The organism is Achromobacter spanius (assembly GCF_039673305.1).
GTDB classification, from domain to species: domain Bacteria; phylum Pseudomonadota; class Gammaproteobacteria; order Burkholderiales; family Burkholderiaceae_B; genus Achromobacter; species Achromobacter spanius_F.
On sequence record NZ_JBDJLJ010000017.1, the window covers coordinates 67,038 to 86,527 of the forward strand.

Annotated in this window: 19 protein-coding genes and 1 pseudogene; 10 read left to right on the forward strand and 10 right to left on the reverse strand. The window is 66.0% G+C overall.

Annotation, left to right across the window (positions count from 1 at the left end; all coding sequences use genetic code 11):
- The first annotated feature begins 66 nt into the window (after positions 1-66).
- The 3 genes and pseudogenes from ABE485_RS15990 to ABE485_RS16000 all read left to right on the forward strand — a co-directional run.
- Complete coding sequence (locus ABE485_RS15990) at positions 67-1,296, forward strand: SMI1/KNR4 family protein (RefSeq protein ID WP_346516246.1); 1,230 nt, start codon at positions 67-69, stop codon at positions 1,294-1,296.
- Positions 1,293-1,973 carry a lysozyme inhibitor LprI family protein gene (locus tag ABE485_RS15995; protein WP_346516247.1) on the forward strand — a complete coding sequence of 227 codons (681 nt, stop codon included), beginning with the start codon at positions 1,293-1,295 and terminating at the stop codon, positions 1,971-1,973. The genes ABE485_RS15990 and ABE485_RS15995 overlap by 4 nt, the downstream gene beginning before the upstream one ends.
- 81 nt (positions 1,974-2,054) lie before the next feature.
- A pseudogene (locus ABE485_RS16000) lies at positions 2,055-2,792 on the forward strand (YoaK family protein); the annotation flags it as partial.
- Between the two features lie 45 nt (positions 2,793-2,837).
- Here the strand turns inward: ABE485_RS16000 and ABE485_RS16005 are convergent.
- Both ABE485_RS16005 and ABE485_RS16010 read right to left on the reverse strand, forming a co-directional pair.
- On the reverse strand, positions 2,838-3,578 hold the full coding sequence (locus tag ABE485_RS16005) for a hypothetical protein (RefSeq protein WP_346516248.1): 741 nt from the start codon (positions 3,576-3,578) through the stop codon (positions 2,838-2,840).
- A 22-nt stretch (positions 3,579-3,600) separates the two neighbouring features.
- Positions 3,601-4,311: a tetratricopeptide repeat protein gene (locus ABE485_RS16010; RefSeq protein WP_346516249.1), complete on the reverse strand. Its 711-nt coding sequence runs from the start codon at positions 4,309-4,311 to the stop codon at positions 3,601-3,603.
- Between the two features lie 282 nt (positions 4,312-4,593).
- Here ABE485_RS16010 and ABE485_RS16015 point away from each other — a divergent pair, with 282 nt between their 5' ends.
- Positions 4,594-5,253, forward strand: coding sequence for a thiopurine S-methyltransferase (locus ABE485_RS16015; RefSeq protein WP_346516250.1), 660 nt, complete (start codon positions 4,594-4,596; stop codon positions 5,251-5,253).
- A 67-nt stretch (positions 5,254-5,320) separates the two neighbouring features.
- On the opposite strand, the gene ABE485_RS16020 is transcribed toward ABE485_RS16015, so the two are convergent.
- The 6 genes from ABE485_RS16020 to ABE485_RS16045 all read right to left on the reverse strand — a co-directional run bounded on the left by ABE485_RS16020 (position 5,321) and on the right by ABE485_RS16045 (position 11,806).
- On the reverse strand, positions 5,321-6,088 hold the full coding sequence (locus ABE485_RS16020) for an SDR family oxidoreductase (RefSeq protein WP_346516251.1): 768 nt from the start codon (positions 6,086-6,088) through the stop codon (positions 5,321-5,323).
- Positions 6,085-7,080, reverse strand: coding sequence for an NAD(P)H-quinone oxidoreductase (locus ABE485_RS16025; protein ID WP_346516252.1), 996 nt, complete (start codon positions 7,078-7,080; stop codon positions 6,085-6,087). The genes ABE485_RS16020 and ABE485_RS16025 overlap by 4 nt, the downstream gene beginning before the upstream one ends.
- A gap of 19 nt (positions 7,081-7,099) precedes the next feature.
- Entirely contained in the window at positions 7,100-7,804 is a 705-nt protein-coding gene (locus tag ABE485_RS16030) for an ABC transporter ATP-binding protein (protein WP_346516253.1), read from the reverse strand.
- Positions 7,797-9,578 carry a branched-chain amino acid ABC transporter ATP-binding protein/permease gene (locus tag ABE485_RS16035; protein WP_346516254.1) on the reverse strand — a complete coding sequence of 594 codons (1,782 nt, stop codon included), beginning with the start codon at positions 9,576-9,578 and terminating at the stop codon, positions 7,797-7,799. The genes ABE485_RS16030 and ABE485_RS16035 overlap by 8 nt, the downstream gene beginning before the upstream one ends.
- Positions 9,579-9,600: 22 nt before the next feature.
- Positions 9,601-10,467 (reverse strand): branched-chain amino acid ABC transporter permease, encoded by an 867-nt coding sequence (locus tag ABE485_RS16040; protein ID WP_346516255.1) that lies wholly within the window; start codon positions 10,465-10,467, stop codon positions 9,601-9,603.
- 139 nt (positions 10,468-10,606) lie between these two features.
- Positions 10,607-11,806: an ABC transporter substrate-binding protein gene (locus tag ABE485_RS16045; RefSeq protein WP_346516256.1), complete on the reverse strand. Its 1,200-nt coding sequence runs from the start codon at positions 11,804-11,806 to the stop codon at positions 10,607-10,609.
- A gap of 333 nt (positions 11,807-12,139) precedes the next feature.
- On the opposite strand from ABE485_RS16045, the gene ABE485_RS16050 reads away from it, so the two are divergent.
- Genes ABE485_RS16050 through ABE485_RS16060 form a run of 3 tightly spaced genes read left to right on the forward strand, consistent with a single transcriptional unit; the run spans position 12,140 to position 14,806 of the window.
- A complete protein-coding gene (locus tag ABE485_RS16050) occupies positions 12,140-12,922 on the forward strand; it encodes an SDR family oxidoreductase (protein WP_346516257.1) in 783 nt (260 codons plus the stop codon).
- Positions 12,922-13,878: a 3-hydroxyacyl-CoA dehydrogenase gene (locus ABE485_RS16055; RefSeq protein WP_346516258.1), complete on the forward strand. Its 957-nt coding sequence runs from the start codon at positions 12,922-12,924 to the stop codon at positions 13,876-13,878. Before ABE485_RS16050 ends, ABE485_RS16055 begins: the two co-directional genes overlap by 1 nt.
- A complete protein-coding gene (locus ABE485_RS16060; protein WP_346516259.1) occupies positions 13,871-14,806 on the forward strand; it encodes a 3-keto-5-aminohexanoate cleavage protein in 936 nt (311 codons plus the stop codon). The genes ABE485_RS16055 and ABE485_RS16060 overlap by 8 nt, the downstream gene beginning before the upstream one ends.
- An 80-nt stretch (positions 14,807-14,886) precedes the next feature.
- Here ABE485_RS16060 and ABE485_RS16065 read toward each other — a convergent pair whose 3' ends face one another.
- Both ABE485_RS16065 and ABE485_RS16070 read right to left on the reverse strand, forming a co-directional pair.
- Positions 14,887-15,957 (reverse strand): glycerol dehydrogenase, encoded by a 1,071-nt coding sequence (locus ABE485_RS16065; protein ID WP_346516260.1) that lies wholly within the window; start codon positions 15,955-15,957, stop codon positions 14,887-14,889.
- A 9-nt stretch (positions 15,958-15,966) separates the two neighbouring features.
- Positions 15,967-16,671, reverse strand: coding sequence for a GntR family transcriptional regulator (locus ABE485_RS16070; RefSeq protein WP_346516261.1), 705 nt, complete (start codon positions 16,669-16,671; stop codon positions 15,967-15,969).
- 123 nt (positions 16,672-16,794) lie between these two features.
- On the opposite strand from ABE485_RS16070, the gene ABE485_RS16075 reads away from it, so the two are divergent.
- From ABE485_RS16075 to ABE485_RS16085, 3 genes are read left to right on the forward strand one after another with little or no spacing between them, the layout of a single operon-like run.
- Positions 16,795-17,652 carry a transketolase gene (locus tag ABE485_RS16075; RefSeq protein ID WP_346516262.1) on the forward strand — a complete coding sequence of 286 codons (858 nt, stop codon included), beginning with the start codon at positions 16,795-16,797 and terminating at the stop codon, positions 17,650-17,652.
- Entirely contained in the window at positions 17,653-18,636 is a 984-nt protein-coding gene (locus ABE485_RS16080) for a transketolase family protein (protein ID WP_346516263.1), read from the forward strand. It abuts the gene before it with no gap.
- A 14-nt stretch (positions 18,637-18,650) separates the two neighbouring features.
- Positions 18,651-19,454, forward strand: coding sequence for a shikimate dehydrogenase family protein (locus tag ABE485_RS16085; protein WP_346516264.1), 804 nt, complete (start codon positions 18,651-18,653; stop codon positions 19,452-19,454).
- The last annotated feature ends 36 nt before the right edge of the window (positions 19,455-19,490 follow it).

A 19,490-nucleotide genomic window follows, 5' to 3' on the forward strand; every position in this document is an offset into this window, starting at 1 on the left:
CTTATCGTGCCGATCCGGCGCCTGCCGCTAGTAGAATCGCACCAGCCCAGTTCCTGAAGATCCACCATGAGCGAGTTTTTCACAGCCGGCGAACGGCAAGTCCTGCGCGAGCATGGCATTGCGCTGTTCGCGGACCGCGTGCTGATCGGCGTGCAGCCCCCCTTGTCCGACGCCCGCATTGCCGAAATCGAAGCCGCTTGCGAGGGGCCCTTGCCGCAAGCCCTGCTTGAGCTCTGGCGCCTGACCGCGGGCGGAGAACTGGCCTACGACCTGCGCGCGCGGATGGATGGCAACGAAGAAGCCCTGAGCTGGTCCGAACTCTTTTACGACGGCAGCGACCAGTATCGCGACCTGCGCGGCTGGATCGAGCACGAACAGGAATGCGCCGAAGAAGCCGCCGCCGAGGACGGCGGCGTCTGGAACGGCAGGCTGCGCTATCTGCCGATCGGCGGCTTTGAATACTGCGACCGCATCTACGTGGCGATGGAGCCTGGCCCGCGCGCGGGCAGCGTGGTCGCCTGGAAACAGGGCCTGCCCGGCTGGACGCACGCATTGCAGCAGGATGGCATTGCGACCGTCGCCGCCGACCTGTATGGCGCCTTCGCGGCGCTCTGCCTGGAAACAGACCCGGAAGAGGACGAGGACAGCACCGGCATTCGCGTGCTGGAGTACCTGGACGAGCGCGTGTCGGACCATGGCATGCCCCAGGCGCTGGCCGACAAGCTGATCGTGTTCTACCGGCGTGCGCTGCTGGATTGGCGCGGCCCCCTCGAGGCCGGCACGCTGGCCGATACCCCCGGCCTGGCCGGCCTGGCGCTGCAGCACGCGCTGGCCCACGACGATGCCGCGCTGGTCCGCCGGCTGTCGGCGGCGGGCGTGCGTTTTGACGTCCCGCTGCGCGGCAGCGCCCAGCCGGTGGATGTTGCGCTGATGCAGCATGCCTATGCCGCGGCCCAGGCCTTGCTGGACGCCGGCGCGCCCGTCAGCGCCACGGCGATTCACCGCTTGGACCGCGACCCCCCCGCGGAACTGGTGGCGCGGCTATTGGCGCAAGGGGCGGAGGCGGACGCGCTGGGTGTGGCGCGCTGCGTCGCCTGCGGTTCGCCCGAAGCCGCCCGCCTGGTGGCGCAGGCGTGCGGCGAGGGCATCGCCGCCGCGTATGCCGAAGTTCGCGATTCGATGGCCAGCAAATACCAGGAAGACCTGCGGCGCGTGCGCGCGGGCAAGCTGGGCCATTATCTGGGTGCCGACGGCCTGGCCGCGCGCGTCGCAAATCTGCGGGAGTTCTCGCTATGAAATACCGTGCCGGCGCTTGCGCCCTGCTGATCGCGTTTTGCGTTCCGGCCGCCTGGGCGGCGGACAAACCGTCGTTCGACTGCGCCAAGGCCCGGACCGCCGTCGAAAAGGCGATATGCGCCGACGGCGCGCTGGCGGCGCAGGACGCGAGCATCGCCAGTCGTTACAGCAAGGCCAGGAAGGCCTTTGATCCTGCCGCGGCCCGGGCGCTGGCGCAAGACCAGCGCTATTTCGTGCAGGTGCGGGACGAGGCCTATGCGTCGCCGTCCGGCAGCGACACGCCGCAGCAGGAGCTGGCGGACCGCATGAAATACCGCGACGCCTTCCTGGCATCCCTGTCGGCAAAGCGGCGCCAGGGCTTCGAAGGGGACTGGGAGAACCTCGCCGGCGGCTTCTCGATCAAGAAGCTGGCGGATGGCCGCCTGGCGTTCGACGGGTCTGCCGCGCAGCCCCTGAACGGCCGCTGGCTTTGCGCCGTCGAAGGCGTCGGCACGGTCAAGGGAAATACCCTGGTGGTCGAGACGACGGACGCCGAGGGCTGGAGGCTGACGCTGGTGCGCAAGGGCGCGGGCGTCGAATTGGCCGAAGCGTCGCCGACCGGCGCTCCGGCAGGCCGGCCGTACTGCGGCCTGAATGGCGCCCTGCAAGGCGTGTATTTCCCCGTCGCCAGGCCCTGACCGGCCAGCCCGGACGATCAGCCTGGGCCTAGAATGTCAGTCGCATCGCAGTGAGTACGTTCTTGTTTTGAAGGGACAGGCGTGACCATTCCGTATCTGCGCAGGCTGACGGCCGTCAGCCGCAGTCCGCAAGCCAACCGCCATCTGGCCTACCTGCTGACCTTTACCGCCGGCGCGGTCAACGCGGGCGGCTTCCTCGCCGTCCAGCAATACACCTCGCACATGTCCGGCATCGTGTCGATGATGGCGGACCACATGGCGCTGGGCGGCGTGGTGGTGGTGCTGCAGGGCCTGGCGGCGCTGCTGTCCTTCATGGCGGGAGCCGCCAGCTCCGCCTTCCTGATCAACTTCGGGCGCCGGTCCCGGCTGGCCAGCGAATATGCCTTGCCCTTGCTGCTCGAGGCGGCGCTGCTGCTGGTATTCGGCCTGCTGGGCGCCAATCTGGAAACCCTGCGCTGGTTTTACGTGCCGGGCACCGTGATGCTGCTGTGCTACATCATGGGCCTGCAGAACGCCATGATCACCAAAGTCTCGCGGTCGGAAATCCGCACCACCCACGTGACGGGCATGGTGACCGACATCGGCATCGAGTTCGGCAAGCTGTTCTACTGGAACCTGGCCAAGGGCGATGCGCAGGCCATGCCGCGCGTGCTGGCCGACCGCGGCAAGCTGATCGTGCTGAGCCTGATGGTGACCCTGTTTTTCGTGGGGGGCGTGATCGGGGCGTACTCGTTTTTCAATTTCGGCTTCGGCTCCACCTGGCCTTTGGCGCTGCTGCTGACGTTGCTGGCGGCGGTGCCCATCGCGGACGACATCCGCAGCTTCCTGCATCGCGCCTAGCCGGCCGCGCCTGGCCGGCCGCGCCTAGCCGGCCGCGGAGTGGCCCAGGAAGACCTGCAGCGCCGCCAGCGTCTCGTAGTGCAGGCGCTCCAGGCGGGCGTCCTTTGCGGCGTCGGTGATGGCGTATCCCTTGGCATCCAGTGGATAGGGTTCGCCCAGCAACCGGGCGATGTCGACCTGGTAATAGCTGGCGTTCCCGTACGGACGCTTGCCGTCGGTGTAGGGCATGGGCCAGAAGCGGTCTCCCTCGCGCAACACCGAGCTCAGGGCCTGTTCGTCCACTTCGCGCCAGACTGCCGCGCGCAGCAGGACCAGGTGCTCCTGGCGCAGATGGAACATCCCCTGGGCATCCACGCCGCTTTCCGGAAAGTCGAAGGCTTCGCGCATTTCTGCCGGCAGTGCATAACGGCCCGGCTGCAGCCTGCCGATCGATTGCACATAGCGAGGGACCAGGCGACAGACTTCCGCCAGCCTGCGGACGGCCAGCGCCTCGTCGGCCGTCTTCAGGGCGCGGCGGGCGACGGCAAGCGTGTCCGCGCCGCCGAGCAGCGGCTGTTCGAAATCGATGCCCGGCGCGCCGGATTCGACCGGCATCCATTGCACGCGCAGCAGGCGCACCAGGGCCGCATGCTGGGCGGTGTAAGTCAGGCTGGCTGCCGGGGCCGCGTATACCTGGCGGATGATGGCATCGCGACCAGGCGACGCCAGGGCGCGCAGCGGTGAGGCAAGCACACTGCCGAGCATCAGGAGTAGACGGCGTTTCATGAGGTCTCCGGGCGCATCGGCCCTATTGCGGCATGCCTGCCAGCTGGGTTTCGGTGTAGGCGTAGCCGGGCTGCACGCGCAGCGCGGCTTCGTAGGACCTGCGGGCGTCCGCCAGCCGTCCCAGCCTGCGCTGCAGGTTGCCCAGGTTCGTCAGGATCAGTGCGCTGGCCGGCTTTGCGCGCGCCGCTTTTTCATAGGCGTCCAGCGCTTCGGCCTTGCGGTCCATCGCGTCAAGCACCGACGCCTGCAGGTTGTAGCCGATGCTCCAATCGGGAAACCTGGCTGTCAGCGCCCGCGTTGTCGCCAGCGCATTGGGCATGTCGGCGCGCTCGGCCTGTGCGCCCGCTTTGTTGATGTACGCCCATTTGTTGTCGGGATCCAGCTTGATGGACTGGTCGAACAGGTCGAGCGCCGCCGCCATGTTGCCCTGCTGGCCCTGGAGCTTTCCCAGGAACAGCTTGATGTCGGCGTTGGCGGGTTCCCGCTGCGCCATGTCTTGCGCCACGCGCTGCGCTTCCTGGCGGTTTCCCGCGCGCAGCGCCGCGGAGACCTGCGTGTTCAGCGCCTGCAAGGCGGCGGGCCATTGCTGGATGCGCGCCCGCAGCGCGTCGTTCTCCGCCTGCAGTTCCGACCGATAGGCATCGTCCAGTTGGGACGCGTCCTGGGCGCCGGCCGGAAGGCCGGTCAGGCTGCAGGCCACAAGCAGCGGCGTGAACAGGCGGTTTCGAAGCATCGCGAGCATTGGGGCGGGGATTTTGTTTCGGACCTGAACGATACCGGAACGTCCGGGCATGCCCAAAGCGCCGGCATGCAAAAGGGCCGCTTTCCTGCGCAACAGACGCGCCGCGCGCGCCCTGCGGCCGGGTAATACAATGCCCCGATCGCCTTGCGCTCGGTCAAGCGATCCCGAGGCTGCCGCGGCTACGCTCAGGACCTTCAGGCGTCCTGACCGGACCCGGAGACGAAACAACATCGTGCAGTTGCGACACGGATTCATAGGAGGAGCAGACAAGATATGGACGCGGAATTCTGGCTGGAACGGTGGCGCGAGGGGCGCACGCACTTTCACCAAACCCGGGTGACGCCGCTATTGCAGAAATACTGGCCGGCGCTGGCCGTGCCGCAGGGCGGCAGGGTGCTGGTTCCACTTTGCGGCAAATCGCTGGACATGGTCTGGCTGGCGGCGCAGGGCCATCAGGTGCTGGGCGCCGAGCTGTCGCAGCTTGCGGTGGAGCAGTTCTTCGCCGAGAACGAGCTTCGTCCGGTCACGCACGACACGGCCTACGGCAGACATTACGTGGCGGGCAACATCGAGATCGTGTGCGGAGACATTTTCAAGATGGATGCGCAGGTGCTGTCGCACTGCGTCGGCGTGTACGACCGCGCCGCGCTGGTGGCCTTGCCGCAAGCCATGCGGGCCGACTACGTGCGCCACGTCTACGGACAGCTGTCGCCCGCCTACCGGGGATTGCTCATCACGCTGGACTATCCGCAGGAAGAGATGGCGGGGCCGCCGTTTTCGGTGGTGGACGCCGAGGTGCAGCAGATCTTTTCGGGCGTGTCGCCCGCCACGATCATCGACCGCCGGGACATCCTGGACAAGGAACCCAAGTTCCTGGCGGCCGGCGTGAGCCGGCTGGATACCGTCGTGTATCGGCTGGGCGTGCAGGATTGAGGTCAGTCGCCAGGGCAGGAAAAAAAGCCCGTTCGGGGGTCGATTCAGACGCGAACGGGCTTTTTTTCTAGGTCATCAACCATCCACCGGCCACATCCAGGACCTGTCCGGTCACGAACCGCGCCTGGTCGGAAGCAAAGAACAGGCAGGCGTCGGCCACTTCCTCGGGCGTGCCCAGGCGACGCAGCGCGGTCACCGCGGCCACGGCGTCATTGATCTCCTGGGGCACGCTCTTGAGCAGCGGCGTGCTGATCCGTCCGGGCGCCAGACCGTTCACGGTCACCTGGTGCTCGCCCAGTTCGGCGGCCCAGTGGCGGGTCAGGCCGATCAGCCCCGCCTTGGTCGCCGCATAGTGCGCGGCGACGATGTCGCAATACGCCTTGCCCGCCACCGACGACATGTTGATCACGCGGCCCTGGCGTTCGCGCACCATGTGCGGCGACGCCAGGCGCGTCATGTAGAACACGCTGTTCAGGTTGACCGAGACGACGTTGTCCCATTCGGCGGGCGGCATTTCCCAGACCTTCAGGGCCCGCCCATTGGTCTTGGGCGAGATGCCGACGTTGTTGACCAGGATGGTCGCGCCGCCGAGCTCGGCCGTGATGCGGTCGTAGGCCGCCTGGCACTGGTCGAAATGCGCGACGTCGGTGTGCACGAAGCACACGTCGTGGCCCCGCTTCCTGAGCGCCGCCTCGTAGGCCTGGCCGGCCTGCGAGTTGAAGTCGATGAGGCCGACGCGCGCGCCCTCGGCCAGGAAGCCTTCGACGATGGCCGAACCGATGCCGCCCACCGCGCCGGTGACGATGACGGTCTGGTCCTGAAAGCGCGGGGTCATGGCCGCACCTGCAGCATGATCTTGCCGATGTGCCTGCTGCTTTCCATCAGTTCGTGCGCGCGGGCCGCCTCGGCCAGCGGAAAGACCTGGTGGATGAGCGGCAGGCACTGCCCCTTTTCCATGAGCGGCGTCACCTTGGCGGCAAGCGCCTGCGCGATGGCGCCCTTGTCTTCGTCCGAGCGCGGGCGCAGCGTGGAACCGGTGAACTGCAGGCGCTTGGTCATGATGGGCAGTGCGTCGATCTCGGCCTTGCTGCCCTCCAGGAAGGCGATCTGGACCAGGCGGCCGTTCAGCGCCAGCAGCTTCAGGTTCTTGTTGATGTAGGCGCCGCCCACCATGTCCAGGATCACGTCGACGCCGGTCCCGCCGGTGGCCTGGCGCACTTCGGACTCGAAATCCGTGTCGCGGTACAGCACGGCATGGTGCGCGCCGGCTTTCAGGCACGCGTCCGCCTTCTGCTGGTTGCCCACGGTGGTCCAGACCTGCGCGCCAAATGCGCGGGCCAGCTGGATGGCGGTCAGGCCGATGCCGCTGGACCCGCCGTGCACCAGGAATTTTTCGCCGGGCGACAGGCGCGCGCGGTCGAACACGTTGGTCCAGACCGTGAAGTAGTTCTCGGGAATGGCGGCGGCCGCAAGCAGGTCCAGGCCGCGCGGCACGGGCAGGCAGTGGCGTTCGTCGGCCAGGCAATACTGGGCGTAGCCGCCGCCCGGCGTCAGCGCGCAGACCTGGTCGCCGACTGTCCAGTCGCGGGCGTCGGGCCCGGTCGCCACGATGGTGCCCGATACCTCCAGGCCCAGGTAGGGCGAGGCCCCGGGGGGCGGGGGATAGGACCCCGATCGTTGCAGAACGTCGGGACGGTTGACGCCGGCGTAGGCGACCTCGATCAGCACCTGCCGGCCGGCGGGCGCTTCCATGTCGCGTTCGGCAATGCGCATGCAATCGGGCGCGCCGCCCTTGCCGTGGTCGATGAATGTGCAGCGTAGAGACATAAAGCGGTGGTCCTTGGATTCAATGGCCCAGATAGGCCTTCTTGACATGCGGATCGCTGAGCAGTTCGGCGCCCGTGCCGGTGCGCACGATGGCGCCGTTCTCAAGCACGTAGCCGCGGTCCGCCAGCCGCAGCGTGCGAAAGACGTTCTGTTCGACCAGCAGCACGGTGACGCCGTGCGCGGTGACGTCGCGGATGATGTCGAACATCTGCTGCACCAGCAGCGGAGACAGGCCCAGCGAGGGCTCGTCGAACACCAGCAGTTTCGGATCGGCCATCATGCCGCGCGCAATCGCCACCATCTGCTGCTCGCCGCCCGACAGGGATCCGGCGTACTGGCTGAGTCGTTCCTTCACGCGCGGGAAGATCCGCAGCACCTCTTCAAGCTTGCGTTCGACGATGGGACGGGCCGCGCGCTTGTACGACCCCATCAGCAGGTTGTCGCGCACGGTGAAATGCGGAAAGAGCTGCCGGCCTTCGGGGATCATGGTGATGCCGGCGTCCACGATGTCGTACGGATGCCGGTTGGTCAGGTCCTGGCCTTCGAATTCCACCTTGCCCTGCGTGGCGTTGATGACGCCGCACAAGGTTTTGAGCGTGGTGGTCTTGCCCGCGCCGTTGGCGCCGATCAGCGTCACGATCTCGCCGGCATGGACCTCGAAATTCAAACCGTTGAGCACCTGGCTCTTGCCGTACCCCGACGACAGATTCGAAACCTTAAGCATCCTGATACTCCTTGCCCAGATAGGCTTCGATGACGGCGGGATTTTCGACCACGTCCTTAGGCGCGCCGCTGACCAGCACGCCGCCTTCGTTCAGGACGATGATGCGGTCGGACAGGGCCATCGTGGCCTGCATCATGTGTTCGATCAGCAGCACCGACACGCCGGAATCCCGGATGCGACGGATCATCTGGATCGACTTTTCGATGTCGGTGGGGTTCAAGCCCGCCATGACTTCATCCAGCAGCAGGATCCGCGGCTTGATCGCCAGCGCGCGGGCAATCTCCAGCCGCTTCATGCCTCCCACGGTGAGACTGCGCGCCTCGGTGTTCAGATACTTCACCAGGTCGGTCTGCTCGGCCACCTTGAGCGCGATCTGTTCGGCTTCGTCGCGGTCCGAGGTGCGGATGAACGCGCCCAGCATGATGTTTTCCAGCGCCGTCAGGCCGGTGAACGGCTTGGCGATCTGGAAGGTGCGGCCCAGGCCCTTGTGCGCAAACGCGTCGGGGGTCTTGCAGCTGACCCAGTTGCCGTCCGCATCCAGCATCGAGATGTCGCCCTTGTCCGGCGACAGGAAGCCCGACAGCAGGTTGAACACCGTGGTCTTGCCGGCGCCGTTGGGCCCGATCATGCCCAGGATCTCGTTCTGGTTCAGCGTCAGCGACACGTCGTTGGTGGCGCGCAGCCCGCCAAAGCTCTTGAACAGCTTGTCGGCCTTCAGCACGGGCTGATCGCTGCGGGTGGCGCTGCGCAGGCGGATTTCGTCGGCCAGCTTCAACTTGGCGCGGGGCGTGCCCAGGTAGGGCAGGCGCGCCAGCATGCGCTCGACGAAGGGACCGAACGCGCCGGCCAGGCCGCGCGGAATCGTCAGCACCACCGCCACCAGGATCAGGCCGTAGATCAGTCCGTGCATGCCGTTGCCCACGCTGCTGAGCCAGCCGCGCGCAAGTTCGGCGATGGGCAGCACCAGGAACGTGCCGGCGATCGGGCCGGACACGGTGCCCAGCCCGCCGATCAGGGCGAACATGGCCACCTGGATGGACAGCTCGAGCGAAAATGCGGAGCTGGGATCCACGAAGGTCAGGTAGGTGATGTGGAAGGTGCCGATGACGCTGGTCAGCATGGCCGACACCACGGCGGCGATGATCTTGACGCGCACGGTGTGGATGCCGACGGCAAGCGCCGCGTCCTCGCGTTCGCGGATCGCGATCAGGTAGTGCCCGATGCGCGACTTGCGGATGTACCAGGACACCCACGTCACCAGCACGAACAGGCCGAAGGCGATGATGACGTAGTTGATCTTCTCGCGGAACACGATCCAGGCCCAGCCGATATTCAAGGGCAGGCTGATGCCGCTGGAACCGCCGGTCCAGCTTTCCTCGTGGATGACCAGCAGCCGCACGACCTCCAGGATGGCGATGGTGGCCAGCGCGAAGAAGGGGCCGCGCAGGCGCAGCGTGGGATAGCTGATCAGGATGGCCACCGCCCCGGAAATGGCGGCGCCGGCGAACATGCCGATCCACGGCGAGACGCCGAAGTTCTGCGTCAGCAGCGTGGCCGTGTAGCCGCCGATGCCGTAGAACACGGCATGGCCCAGCGACAGCTGGCCGGCGTAGCCGCCGACGATGTTCCAGGCCACCGAGAGCGCGGAAAACACGAACAGCAGGACGAAAAGGTTGGTCCAGAAGGGCGTGCCCATGACGACGGGCACGAGGAACATCACGATCAGCAGGATCAGGCTGACGTAGGCTTTGGGGTGTCGAAAGTCGGGAAACACGTCTTGCTCCTTGTTGTTCTGGTCACTCTGTACCGACGCCGAACAGGCCGTTCGGCTTCAGGACAAGGATCAAGAGGAAGATCCCGAAATACACGACCTCTTTCAGGTCGGGGGCGATGTAGAACCCGGCCAGCGTATCGACGATGCCGATGATCATGGACCCCGCGACCGCGCCGTACAGGCTGCCCAGTCCGCCCAGCACGACGATGACGAAGGCAGTCAGCACGAAGTAGGTGCCCACCGTGGGGAACACGGGATACTGCGGCGCCAGCAGGCCGGCGGCGATGCCGACGAAGGCCGTGCCCAGGCCGAAGGCGATGGCGTAGACGTTGTTGACGTTCACGCCCATCAGCGTGGCCGCGTAGCGGTGCTGGGCCACGGCCCGCAGCGCGCGGCCCAGGTAGGTGCGGTGCATGAACAGGTGCAGCAGCACCGCCAGGGAGAGGCCGATCACGAAGGTGACGAGCTGGCCGGTCACCATCGAGAACGGGCCGATGTCGATGGCGTTGGTGCCCAGTTCGACCGGGGCGCGGTAGACGTTGGCGCCGAAGATCACCAGCGCGAGATTCAGGAGGATGGTGGACACGCCCACCGTGGCGAAGATCTGGATGTGCTGGTCGGCATGCAGCAGGGGCTGGATGATGCCCTTCTGGGTCAGCGCGCCCAGCGCGAACAGGATGACGGCGACCGGGATCAGGCCCGCATAGGGATGGATGCCGAATTGCGCGGCAATCAGATAGACCATGTACATGCCTATCATCAGGAACTCGCCGTGCGCGAAGTTCACGACGCGCACGACGCCGAAGATGAGCGTCAGCCCAAGGCTGATGATCGTGTATGCGCCGCCCAGCAACAGGCCATTGATGACCAGTTGAACGAATAATTCCATGGTGCAACCTCTAAGTGCGGGAGGCGCCCCGTCCCTGGCCCGCGGCGTGCAGGAACGGGGCGCGCAGGCCCCGGGGTAAGACCGGGCGCGCTCGGCGGGCCGTCAAGCGGCCCAGGCGCCCGGCTGCTGGCGTCGCTTTTTATTTCTTGAAAACCGGCTTGCCAAGCGCGAGGTTGTCGGGTGCGATGGTGACGAGCTTGCCGTCTTGCCACTGCATCACGTAGAACGTGGAGGCATTGTTCTGCCCGTCTTCGCCGAAGTCGAAGGCCCAGCCGTTGGCGGTCTGGCCGGCCGGCTTCTTGTAGGCAAGGACCGCGGCGCGGATCTTGTCCTTGTCGGTGGACTTGGCGTTGCCGATGGCTTCAAAGAATGCCTTGGCGCCGACGTAGTTGGTCAGGCTGTGGCCGGACTGCGGATCGCTCTTGTAGGTGGACTTGTACGCTTCCAGGAACTTGTCCAGGCCGGGCGCGCCGGCCGGGTTGATGGATGCCTGGGGGAAGTCCAGGTCGAACACGCCGTTCATGTCGGCGCCCACGGCCTTGGCGGTGTCGGCCAGCGAGTAGCCGCCGCCCGCGCCGATCACGACCTTGGGCTTGAAGCCGGCCGCACGCGCCTGGCTGAAGAACAGGATGGCGTCGTTCTGGTAGGCGGTCTGCAGCACCACATCTGCCTTGGCGCCCTTCAGGCGCAGGATCAGGGACGACAGGTCGACGGTCTTGGCCGAGTACGGCAGGACTTCGACCACGTTGTAGCCAAGTTCCTGCGCGCGCTTCTTTTCGGTGGCCGCCACGTCCGTGCCATAGGGGCCGTCTTCGTGGATGATGCCGATCTTGATGTCCTTGGGATTCAGGCCCATGCCCGGCGCGATGGATTCGTGCAGCGCATTCACCACCGACACGCCGTACAGCGCGGTGTTGGGATTGCTGCGGAACAGATACTTGTAGCCGCGGGTGGTGATCTTGTGCGCGGTGGCGCCCAGTTCGAAATACGGCACGCCGGCCAGTTCGGTGACGGGCGAGGCGGCGTAGGAGATGCCGGAGGCGTAGCTGCCGAACACGCCAACCACGTTGGAGGAAATCAGGCGCTTGGTTTCCGACACGGCCTGCGTGGGATCCACGGCGTCGGCCTTGATGATTTCGATCTTCTCGCCGTTGACTCCCCCTGCGGCGTTGATCTCGTTGACGGCCAGTTCCAGGCCGCGGTAGCTCTCTTGTCCAAGAAGCGCAAGCGCGCCGCTGAACGGGAAGAGGGCGCCCACCTTCATGTCGGCGGCCGCGGTGCCGCTCGCCAGCGCGCCGCACACGCCCAGGGCCAATACGATTTTGTTGAACTTGAACACTGTCTACGCTCCTTTGTGGGTATCGGGGTGCGGACTGGCTTTTTGAGTAGCGTCCGTCTTTTTGTATATATGATATATGTGCCGGCGAGGCGCAAAACCCTCGCCTTGGATTCTAGTGGGGGCCGCAGCAAGCCGAATCAGGGAATTCCCTGAAACCGCATGAATAAAGCCTTAGCGGCCGATATGCAGGGAAAGTACGCGCATGATTCCGCCAGGCGGATGACACCTTAAGACGGATTCCCGGGTCGTTCAAGGCATCACAGGATAGCTGTTTTTATCATATATCGTATATGATGATTTGCGCTTATCAGAACAATCCGAGGAGGCAGAAGCATGTTCGAGGAAGTGGATTTCGCCGGCAAGAAAGTGCTTATCACCGCCGGCGCGGATGGGCTGGGCCTGGAAATGGCAAAGGTATTCCGCCACGCCGGGGCCACGGTGTTCGTGTGCGACGTGAACGAAGAACGGCTGGCCGCGCTGCCCGCCGAATTGCCCGGCGTGCACGCCGTCCGCGCGGACGTCTCTGACGAAGCCAGCGTCGCGGCCCTGTTCGCCGCGGTCAAGGACACCCTGGGCGGCCTGGATATCCTGATCAACAACGCGGGTGTCGCCGGCCCCACCGGTTATGTCGAAACCCTGTCCAAGGCCGACTGGGACCGCACCCTGGCCGTGAACATCACCGGCCAGTTCCTGTGCGCAAGGCAGGCGATTCCGCTGCTCAAGGCGTCGGCGGCGGGGGTGATGATCAACCTGTCGTCGGCGGCCGGACACCTGGGCTTTGCGGGGCGGTCGGTCTACTCGGCATCCAAGTGGGCCGTCATCGGCTTCACCAAGTCCCTGGCCATCGAACTCGGCGGCCACGGCATTCGCGTCAACGCCATCCTGCCCGGCGCGGTCGAAGGGCCGCGCATCCGGGCCGTCATCGCGGCCAAGGCCGGCACGCTGGGACGTCCCGTCGAGGAAATCGCGGCCCAGTACGAAAACCAGGCGGTGCTGGGACGCATGGTGACCGCAAGGGACATCGCGAACATGGTGCTGTTCAACGCCAGCGAGGCCGCCCGCAGCGTTACGGGCCAGGCCATCGTGGTGGACGGCTTCACGCAGAAGCTCTACTGATGGGCGCCGATTCCGCGGCGCCGCGCGCCGCCATCATCGGAACGGGCCTGATCGGGCAGGGCTGGGCCATCGTGTTCGCGCGCATGGGTTGGGACGTGCGGCTGTACGACGTCAACGCCGCCATGCTTGCCGAAGCGCGGGCCCTGATCCTGCAGCAGTTGCGCGAACTCGAAGCCCAGGGCCTGCTTGAAGGCGCAGAAGCCATCGTCCAGCGCGTGCATGCGGCGAACAGCCTCCAGGACGCCCTCGTCGGCGCCAGCTACATCCAGGAGAACTCCCCGGAAAACCTGGAGATCAAGCGGGCCCTGTTCTCGCAACTGGACGCCCTGGCCGAACCCCACGCGATCATCGGCAGCTCTACCTCCAGCATTCCCGCCAGCCAGTTCACCGCGCATCTGACTGGCCGCCAGCGGTGCCTGGTGGCGCACCCCGTCAATCCCCCTTACCTGATTCCGGTCGTGGAGCTCTGCCCCGCGCCCTGGACCAGCCCAGAGGCGCTGGAAGGCGCGCGCGCCGTGATGGCCGCCATCGGCCAGAAGCCGGTGCTGGTCCGCAAGGAAATCGAAGGATTCATCCTCAACCGCCTGCAAGGCGCGTTGCTCCAGGAAGCCTTCCGGCTGGCCGCTGAAGGCATCGCCAGCGCCGAGGACATCGACACCACGGTCAAGGATGGGCTGGGCCTGCGCTGGTCTTTCATGGGGCCGTTTGAAACCATCGACCTGAACGCGCCCGGCGGCATCGCGGACTACTGCGAGCGCTACGGCGGACTCTACCAATCCATCGGCGCCACGCAAGGGGAATGCGTGGCCTGGGAAGGGGCGCTGGTCGCCGCCCTGACCAACGAACGGCGCAGTCTGCTGCCCCAGGAAGACCTCGCCGGCCGCCGCTTCTGGCGCGACGAAAAACTGATGCGCCTCATGCGCCACAAACAAAGCAACGGAGACATCAATGGCTAAGCCCAAACCCAAAGTCGTCATCACTTGCGCCGTGACGGGCGCCATTCACACGCCCAGCATGTCGCCGCACCTGCCGGTCACGGCGGACGAGATCGCCGAGGCCGCCATCGGCGCGGCCAAGGCCGGGGCCGCGGTGCTGCACCTGCACGCGCGCGATCCCCAGACGGGCAAGCCTTCGCAGGATCCGGCGCTGTTCAAGCCGTTCCTGGAACGCATCAAGCGCGAAACCGACGCCATCATCAACATCACCACCGGCGGCAGTCCGCACATGACGGTGGAAGAGCGCATGCGGCCGGCCACCACCTTCAAGCCGGAACTGGCTTCGCTGAACATGGGCTCCATGAATTTCGGCCTGTTCCCGATGCTGGACCGCTTCAAGGAATTCAAGCACGACTGGGAACGCGAACACCTGGAAAACAGCCGGTCGCTGATCTTCCGCAATACGTATCAGGACATCGAGTCCATCCTGACGCTGGGCAATGCCAACGGCACGCGCTTCGAGTTCGAGTGCTACGACATCAGCCACCTCTACAACCTGGCGCACTTCGTGGACCGCGGACTGGTCAAGTCGCCGCCCTTCATCCAGTCGGTGTTCGGCATCCTGGGCGGCATCGGGCCGCATCCCGAAGACCTGATGCACATGAAGCGCACCGCCGACCGCCTGTTCGGCAACGACTATGAATGGTCGATCCTGGGCGCCGGGCGCAGCCAGATGCAGCTGGCGACCATCGGCGCAGCCATGGGGTCGAATGTGCGGGTGGGCCTGGAGGATTCACTGTGGATCGGGCCGGGCCAGCTCGCGGAATCCAACCGCGTCCAGGTGGAGCGCATTCGCGGCATTCTCGAAGCCCTGAACCTGGACATCGCGACGCCGGACGAGGCGCGCGCGAAGCTGGGCCTGAAGGGCAAGGACAACGTCGCGTTTTGACGGGTGCGGCCGGCTAGGTGCGGCCGGCCAGGTGCGGCCGGCGAAGTGCGGCCGACCAGCCCGGCCGGCCGTGGCCGCCGTCAGGCGTGGCGTCGCAAGGCGTCCGCGAGCGTGCTCGCATCCAGCGCCCGATCGAAGTTGGCGGCATGGCGCGCCTTCAGGCTCAGGTCCGCCGCCAGCGTCAGTTCGGCGTCGGACGGCGTGGCGGCCGCGCCCAGTTCGCGCAGCGTGGCGGGCAGGCCCACCTGCGCGTACCACTGGGTCAGGTCGGCCAGCATGCCGTCGTTGCGCTTTTCCATGTCCAGCTGCACCAGCAGGCCCACGGCGACCTGCAAGCCATGCAGCGCCGTGGCCACGCCGCTGATCTTGGGCAGCCCGCGCGTCAGGGCGTGCGCAATGGACAGGCCGCCGCTTTCAAAACCGAGACCGCTCATGAGGATCATCGCTTCCACCACGCGCTCGAACGCCGGCGTCGGTTTCCCGGTGCCGGCCACGGCGACGGCGTCCGCGCCGTCGGCCAGCAGCGTGCGCAGGCAGCCGTCCGCGATGAGCTGGGCGGTCAGCAGCGGCGCGCCGTCATACATGTTCTTGCCGCCATTGCGCTGGCACTGTTCGGCCTCGAATTTCTTGGAGACCGCGTCGCCCAGCCCGGCTCGGAAGAAATGCACGGGGGCCGTGGCGATGACGGCGGTGTCCACCAGCACGATCGTCGGGTTGAACAGCATGTGCTCAACCGCCAGGAGATTGTGATGCGCGTCGTACAGGACGTAGTTCTTGCTGGTGGGGGCGTCGTTGGACGCCACCGTGGGCACGGTGATCAGGTGGCAGTGCGAGGACTTCGCCACCGCCTTGCCCGCGTCCAGCGACTTGCCGCCGCCCACCGCGATCACCATGTCGATGTCCGCCGGGGCGGCTTGCGCGCGCAGGCCGTCAATGACCGCGGGCGTCAGGTCGCCCTCGACCATCAGTGGCGAAAGCGACACGCCGTGCCTGGCGCACAAGGCTTCGATTCTTGGCCCCAGCACGCCATGGACATAGCTGTCGATGACGAGCGCGGCGCGCCGGCCGAACAGCGCCGCGTACTGGCCCAGGGTGTCCAGCGCGCCGGGTCCCTGGATGTAGCGGCTGGGAGCTCCAAAAATCTTAAGCATGAAGTCGTCCTATTTGCGGGCCCCTGGGGGGCGGTAGTCGAGTTCTTTCTCGCGTTCGACCAGCCAGTCGATCATGATCTTGCCGCCCCAGACCAGGTCGGCCTGGATGGCCTTGCGGGCCGCTTCCGAGTCGCGCGCTTCCAGGGCCTGGATCACCGCTTCGTGGCGGTGTTCGTCCTGCGAGTAGTCCAGTCCCGCGGTCTTGATGTGGAACACCTTGAGAATCGGTCCGGTAATCACCCAGAACGATTCCACGGTGCTGCGCAGGATGGGCTTGTTGCTGGCTTCCAGGATGGCGAAATGGAACTTGCGGTTCAGGTAGCTGGCGCGCTTGGGATCGGTGGACGTGCAGGAGATGAAGTCGCGCTGCAGGGCGATCAGGTTGTCCAGCTGCTTGCGCGTGATGTTCTGGGCGGCCTCGGCCGCGCCCATGCCTTCCAGGTGAAAACGGATCTGCTGGATTTCCCGCAGCTTTTCCGAATTGACGTAGGGCACGTAGACCGCGGTGGCCGCCTGCATTTCCAGGCCTTGCTCGCTGATGAGGCGGAAGATGGCCTCGCGCACCGGCGTGATGGACACGCCCATTTCCTGGGCCAGCTCCCCGATGATCAGGCGCTCGCCAGGTTCGTACTGCCCATTGATGAGGGCATTTCGAATCTCGTTGTAGACCTTGACGGAAAGGTTCTCTTTTTTGACCGGTTTGAGGCTGGGCATGGCGTATCTGGCTTGCTGGTATAGGAAGCAGGTTGAATCCAGGATGAATTCTAGCCCGGCATAGCCAATTCGAGCGGGTTGGGTATATTATATATCATATATCCAAACAAGCGAGGAGACGCGATGCGCAAGGACCAGGAGACCCCCACTGAAGGGGAAATCGCGATGCTGCGGGAAAAGGCCCGCTACATCAGGCTGGAAACCATCCGCCTGATCGAAATCGCCAAGGTGGGGCACTACAGTTCGGTGTTCTCGTGCGCGGAGATTTTCGCGGCGCTGTACTACGACGTCATGCGCCTGCGGCCGGGCGAGCCCCACTGGCCCGACCGCGACCGCTTCCTGATGGGCAAGGGCCACGCGGCGGTGGGCCTGTTCCCCGTGCTGGCTGACCACGGATTCATCGAGCGCGAATTGCTGGACGGCTACACGCGCCTGGGCAGCCCGCTGGGCGACCACCCCGACATGAGCAAGGTGCCGGGCGTGGACTTCAGCTCCGGCTCGATCGGCCATGCGCTGTCCAACGGCGTCGGCATGGCCGTCGGCGGCCGCATGAACGGGCGGGACTTCAACGTCTTCGTCATGCTGGGCGACGGCGAGATGCAGGAAGGGCAGGTCTGGGAAGCGGCGCTGTTCGCCGCGCACAACCGCCTGTCGCGCCTGATCGCAATCATCGACCGCAACGGCTATCAGCTCGACGGCAAGGTCGACGACGTCATGGGCGTCGAATCGCTCAAAGAGAAATGGCAGGCGTTCGGCTGGGAAGTCCACGAAGTCGACGGCCACAACCTGGCCGAACTGACCGCGCTGCTGCGCCGCCTGCGTGCCGACGGTGAACGGGCCAGGCCGGCCTGCGTCATCGCCAGGACGATCAAGGGCAAGGGCGTGTCCTACATGGAAACCGAACCGGGCTGGCACCTGGGCTATCTGGCCCCGCAGGACGCGCAAAGCGCCGTCGACGAAATCCTCTCCCGCGAGATCTGAATGGCACAGGCACAAGTACTTTCCCCCGATTCCTGGCAGTACCGCGCACTGAATGCGGTGAACCCCGGGCTGTCCTATCTTTCCGACGCCCTGATCGAACTGGCCAAGGCCGGGCATCCGGTCGTCGCGGGCTCCGCCGACCTGCAATACTCCAACGGGCTGAACCGCTTCGCGCAGGCCTACCCCGACCGCTACGTCCAGTTCGGCATTTCCGAGCAGAACATGGTGTCGGCGGCGGCGGGCCTGGCCACCACGGGCATGATGCCCTTCGTGGCCACCTTCGCGTCCTTCCTGGGCCTCCTGTGCTGCGAGCAGATCCGCATGGACGTCGCCTACACCCGCTTGCCGGTCCGCCTGATCGGGCACCACACCGGCATCAGCCTGGGCTTCTACGGAACGTCGCACCACGCCACCGAGGACATCTCCACCATGCGGGCGCTGGCCGGCCTGACTGTTGTGTCGCCGGCAGACGGGCCGCAGCTGGCGTCGGCCATCAAGGCGTCGGCGGACTGGCCCGAGCCCATCTATTTCCGCATCGGGCGCGGCCGCGATCCCCAGGTCTACGAAGACGGCGCGCCGTTCCAGTTCGGCCGCGCCATTGTGCATGACACGGGCAGCGACCTGAACATCATCGCCTGCGGCATTACCGTGCATGCGGCGCTGGCCGCTGCCGAACAGCTGCGCGGCGAGGGCCTGTCGGTGGGCGTCATCGACATGCCCACCATCAAGCCCCTGGACCGCGATGCCGTGCTGGCGGCGGCCAAATCCCGCCTGCTGATGACGGTCGAAGAACACAACGTATTGGGTGGGCTGGGTTCGGCCGTGTCCGAGGTCCTGGCCGACGCGGGCGCCGGCGTGCGCCTGCGCCGTCACGGCATCTATGATGAATACAGCCTGATCGCGCCGCCCACCACCCTGTACGCCCACTACAAGCTCGATGCCGCCGGCATCGCCGACGTGGCGCGCGAATTCATCAAGACTTGATCCCGGAGACAACAATGCAAGAAATCAGCGGCAACACGCGCCTGTTCGGCATCCTGGCCGACCCGATCCACCACGTGAAGACCCCGCAGCGGATGAACGAACACTTCGCCAGGATCGGCTTTGACGGCGTGTGCGTGCCATTCCATGTCCGGCCCGACAATCTGGCCGCCGTGGTCGAGGGGCTGCGCCGCCTCGAGAACCTGGGCGGCGTGATCGTCACCGTTCCGCACAAGACCGCCATCCTGGAACTGGCCGACGAGGCCACGCCCGTCGCACGCAAGATCGGCGCGGCCAATGTGCTGCGCCGCGAATCCGACGGCCGGCTGGTCGCCCATATGCTGGACGGCGAAGGCTTCGTGCGGGGGCTGCAAAGCTGCGGCGTCTCTCCCGAGGGCAAGAGCGCCTACCTGGCGGGCGCGGGCGGCGCGGCCAACGCAATCGGCTTCGCGCTGGCGCAGGCCGGCGTCTCGCGGCTGACCATCGCCAACCGCACGCCGGCCAAGGCCGAAGACCTGAAGGCCCGCATCCTGTCCCTGCACCCCGGCGCCAACATCGCGGTGGGCACGCCTGATCCCTCTGGCCACGACCTGGTCGTCAACGGCACCTCGTTGGGCATGAAAGAAGGCGATCCGCTTCCGTTGGACGCCAGCCGCCTCACGCCGGATCAGCTGGTCTGCGAAGTCATCATGCAGCCCCGCGAAACCGCGTTGCTGCTCGCCGCGCAGGCGCGCGGCTGCAAGGTGCACTATGGCGCGCCGATGCTGGCCTGCCAGATCGAACTGATGGTCGAAATGCTGGGCGTGGGGGCCGCCGGCTAAGGCCGCGCAGCCATATTCGGGATTCGGTGGATAAAG

Bases quoted from the DNA above. Each gene is read 5' to 3' on its own strand.
- ABE485_RS15990 (WP_346516246.1), top strand. From the start codon at position 67: ATGAGCGAGTTTTTCACAGCCGGCGAACGGCAAGTCCTGCGCGAGCAT.
- ABE485_RS15995 (WP_346516247.1), top strand. From the start codon at position 1,293: ATGAAATACCGTGCCGGCGCTTGCGCCCTGCTGATCGCGTTTTGCGTT.
- ABE485_RS16005 (WP_346516248.1), bottom strand. From the start codon at position 3,578: ATGAAACGCCGTCTACTCCTGATGCTCGGCAGTGTGCTTGCCTCACCG.
- ABE485_RS16010 (WP_346516249.1), bottom strand. From the start codon at position 4,311: ATGCTTCGAAACCGCCTGTTCACGCCGCTGCTTGTGGCCTGCAGCCTG.
- ABE485_RS16015 (WP_346516250.1), top strand. From the start codon at position 4,594: ATGGACGCGGAATTCTGGCTGGAACGGTGGCGCGAGGGGCGCACGCAC.
- ABE485_RS16020 (WP_346516251.1), bottom strand. From the start codon at position 6,088: ATGACCCCGCGCTTTCAGGACCAGACCGTCATCGTCACCGGCGCGGTG.
- ABE485_RS16025 (WP_346516252.1), bottom strand. From the start codon at position 7,080: ATGTCTCTACGCTGCACATTCATCGACCACGGCAAGGGCGGCGCGCCC.
- ABE485_RS16030 (WP_346516253.1), bottom strand. From the start codon at position 7,804: ATGCTTAAGGTTTCGAATCTGTCGTCGGGGTACGGCAAGAGCCAGGTG.
- ABE485_RS16040 (WP_346516255.1), bottom strand. From the start codon at position 10,467: ATGGAATTATTCGTTCAACTGGTCATCAATGGCCTGTTGCTGGGCGGC.
- ABE485_RS16050 (WP_346516257.1), top strand. From the start codon at position 12,140: ATGTTCGAGGAAGTGGATTTCGCCGGCAAGAAAGTGCTTATCACCGCC.
- ABE485_RS16055 (WP_346516258.1), top strand. From the start codon at position 12,922: ATGGGCGCCGATTCCGCGGCGCCGCGCGCCGCCATCATCGGAACGGGC.
- ABE485_RS16060 (WP_346516259.1), top strand. From the start codon at position 13,871: ATGGCTAAGCCCAAACCCAAAGTCGTCATCACTTGCGCCGTGACGGGC.
- ABE485_RS16065 (WP_346516260.1), bottom strand. From the start codon at position 15,957: ATGCTTAAGATTTTTGGAGCTCCCAGCCGCTACATCCAGGGACCCGGC.
- ABE485_RS16070 (WP_346516261.1), bottom strand. From the start codon at position 16,671: ATGCCCAGCCTCAAACCGGTCAAAAAAGAGAACCTTTCCGTCAAGGTC.
- ABE485_RS16075 (WP_346516262.1), top strand. From the start codon at position 16,795: ATGCGCAAGGACCAGGAGACCCCCACTGAAGGGGAAATCGCGATGCTG.
- ABE485_RS16080 (WP_346516263.1), top strand. From the start codon at position 17,653: ATGGCACAGGCACAAGTACTTTCCCCCGATTCCTGGCAGTACCGCGCA.
- ABE485_RS16085 (WP_346516264.1), top strand. From the start codon at position 18,651: ATGCAAGAAATCAGCGGCAACACGCGCCTGTTCGGCATCCTGGCCGAC.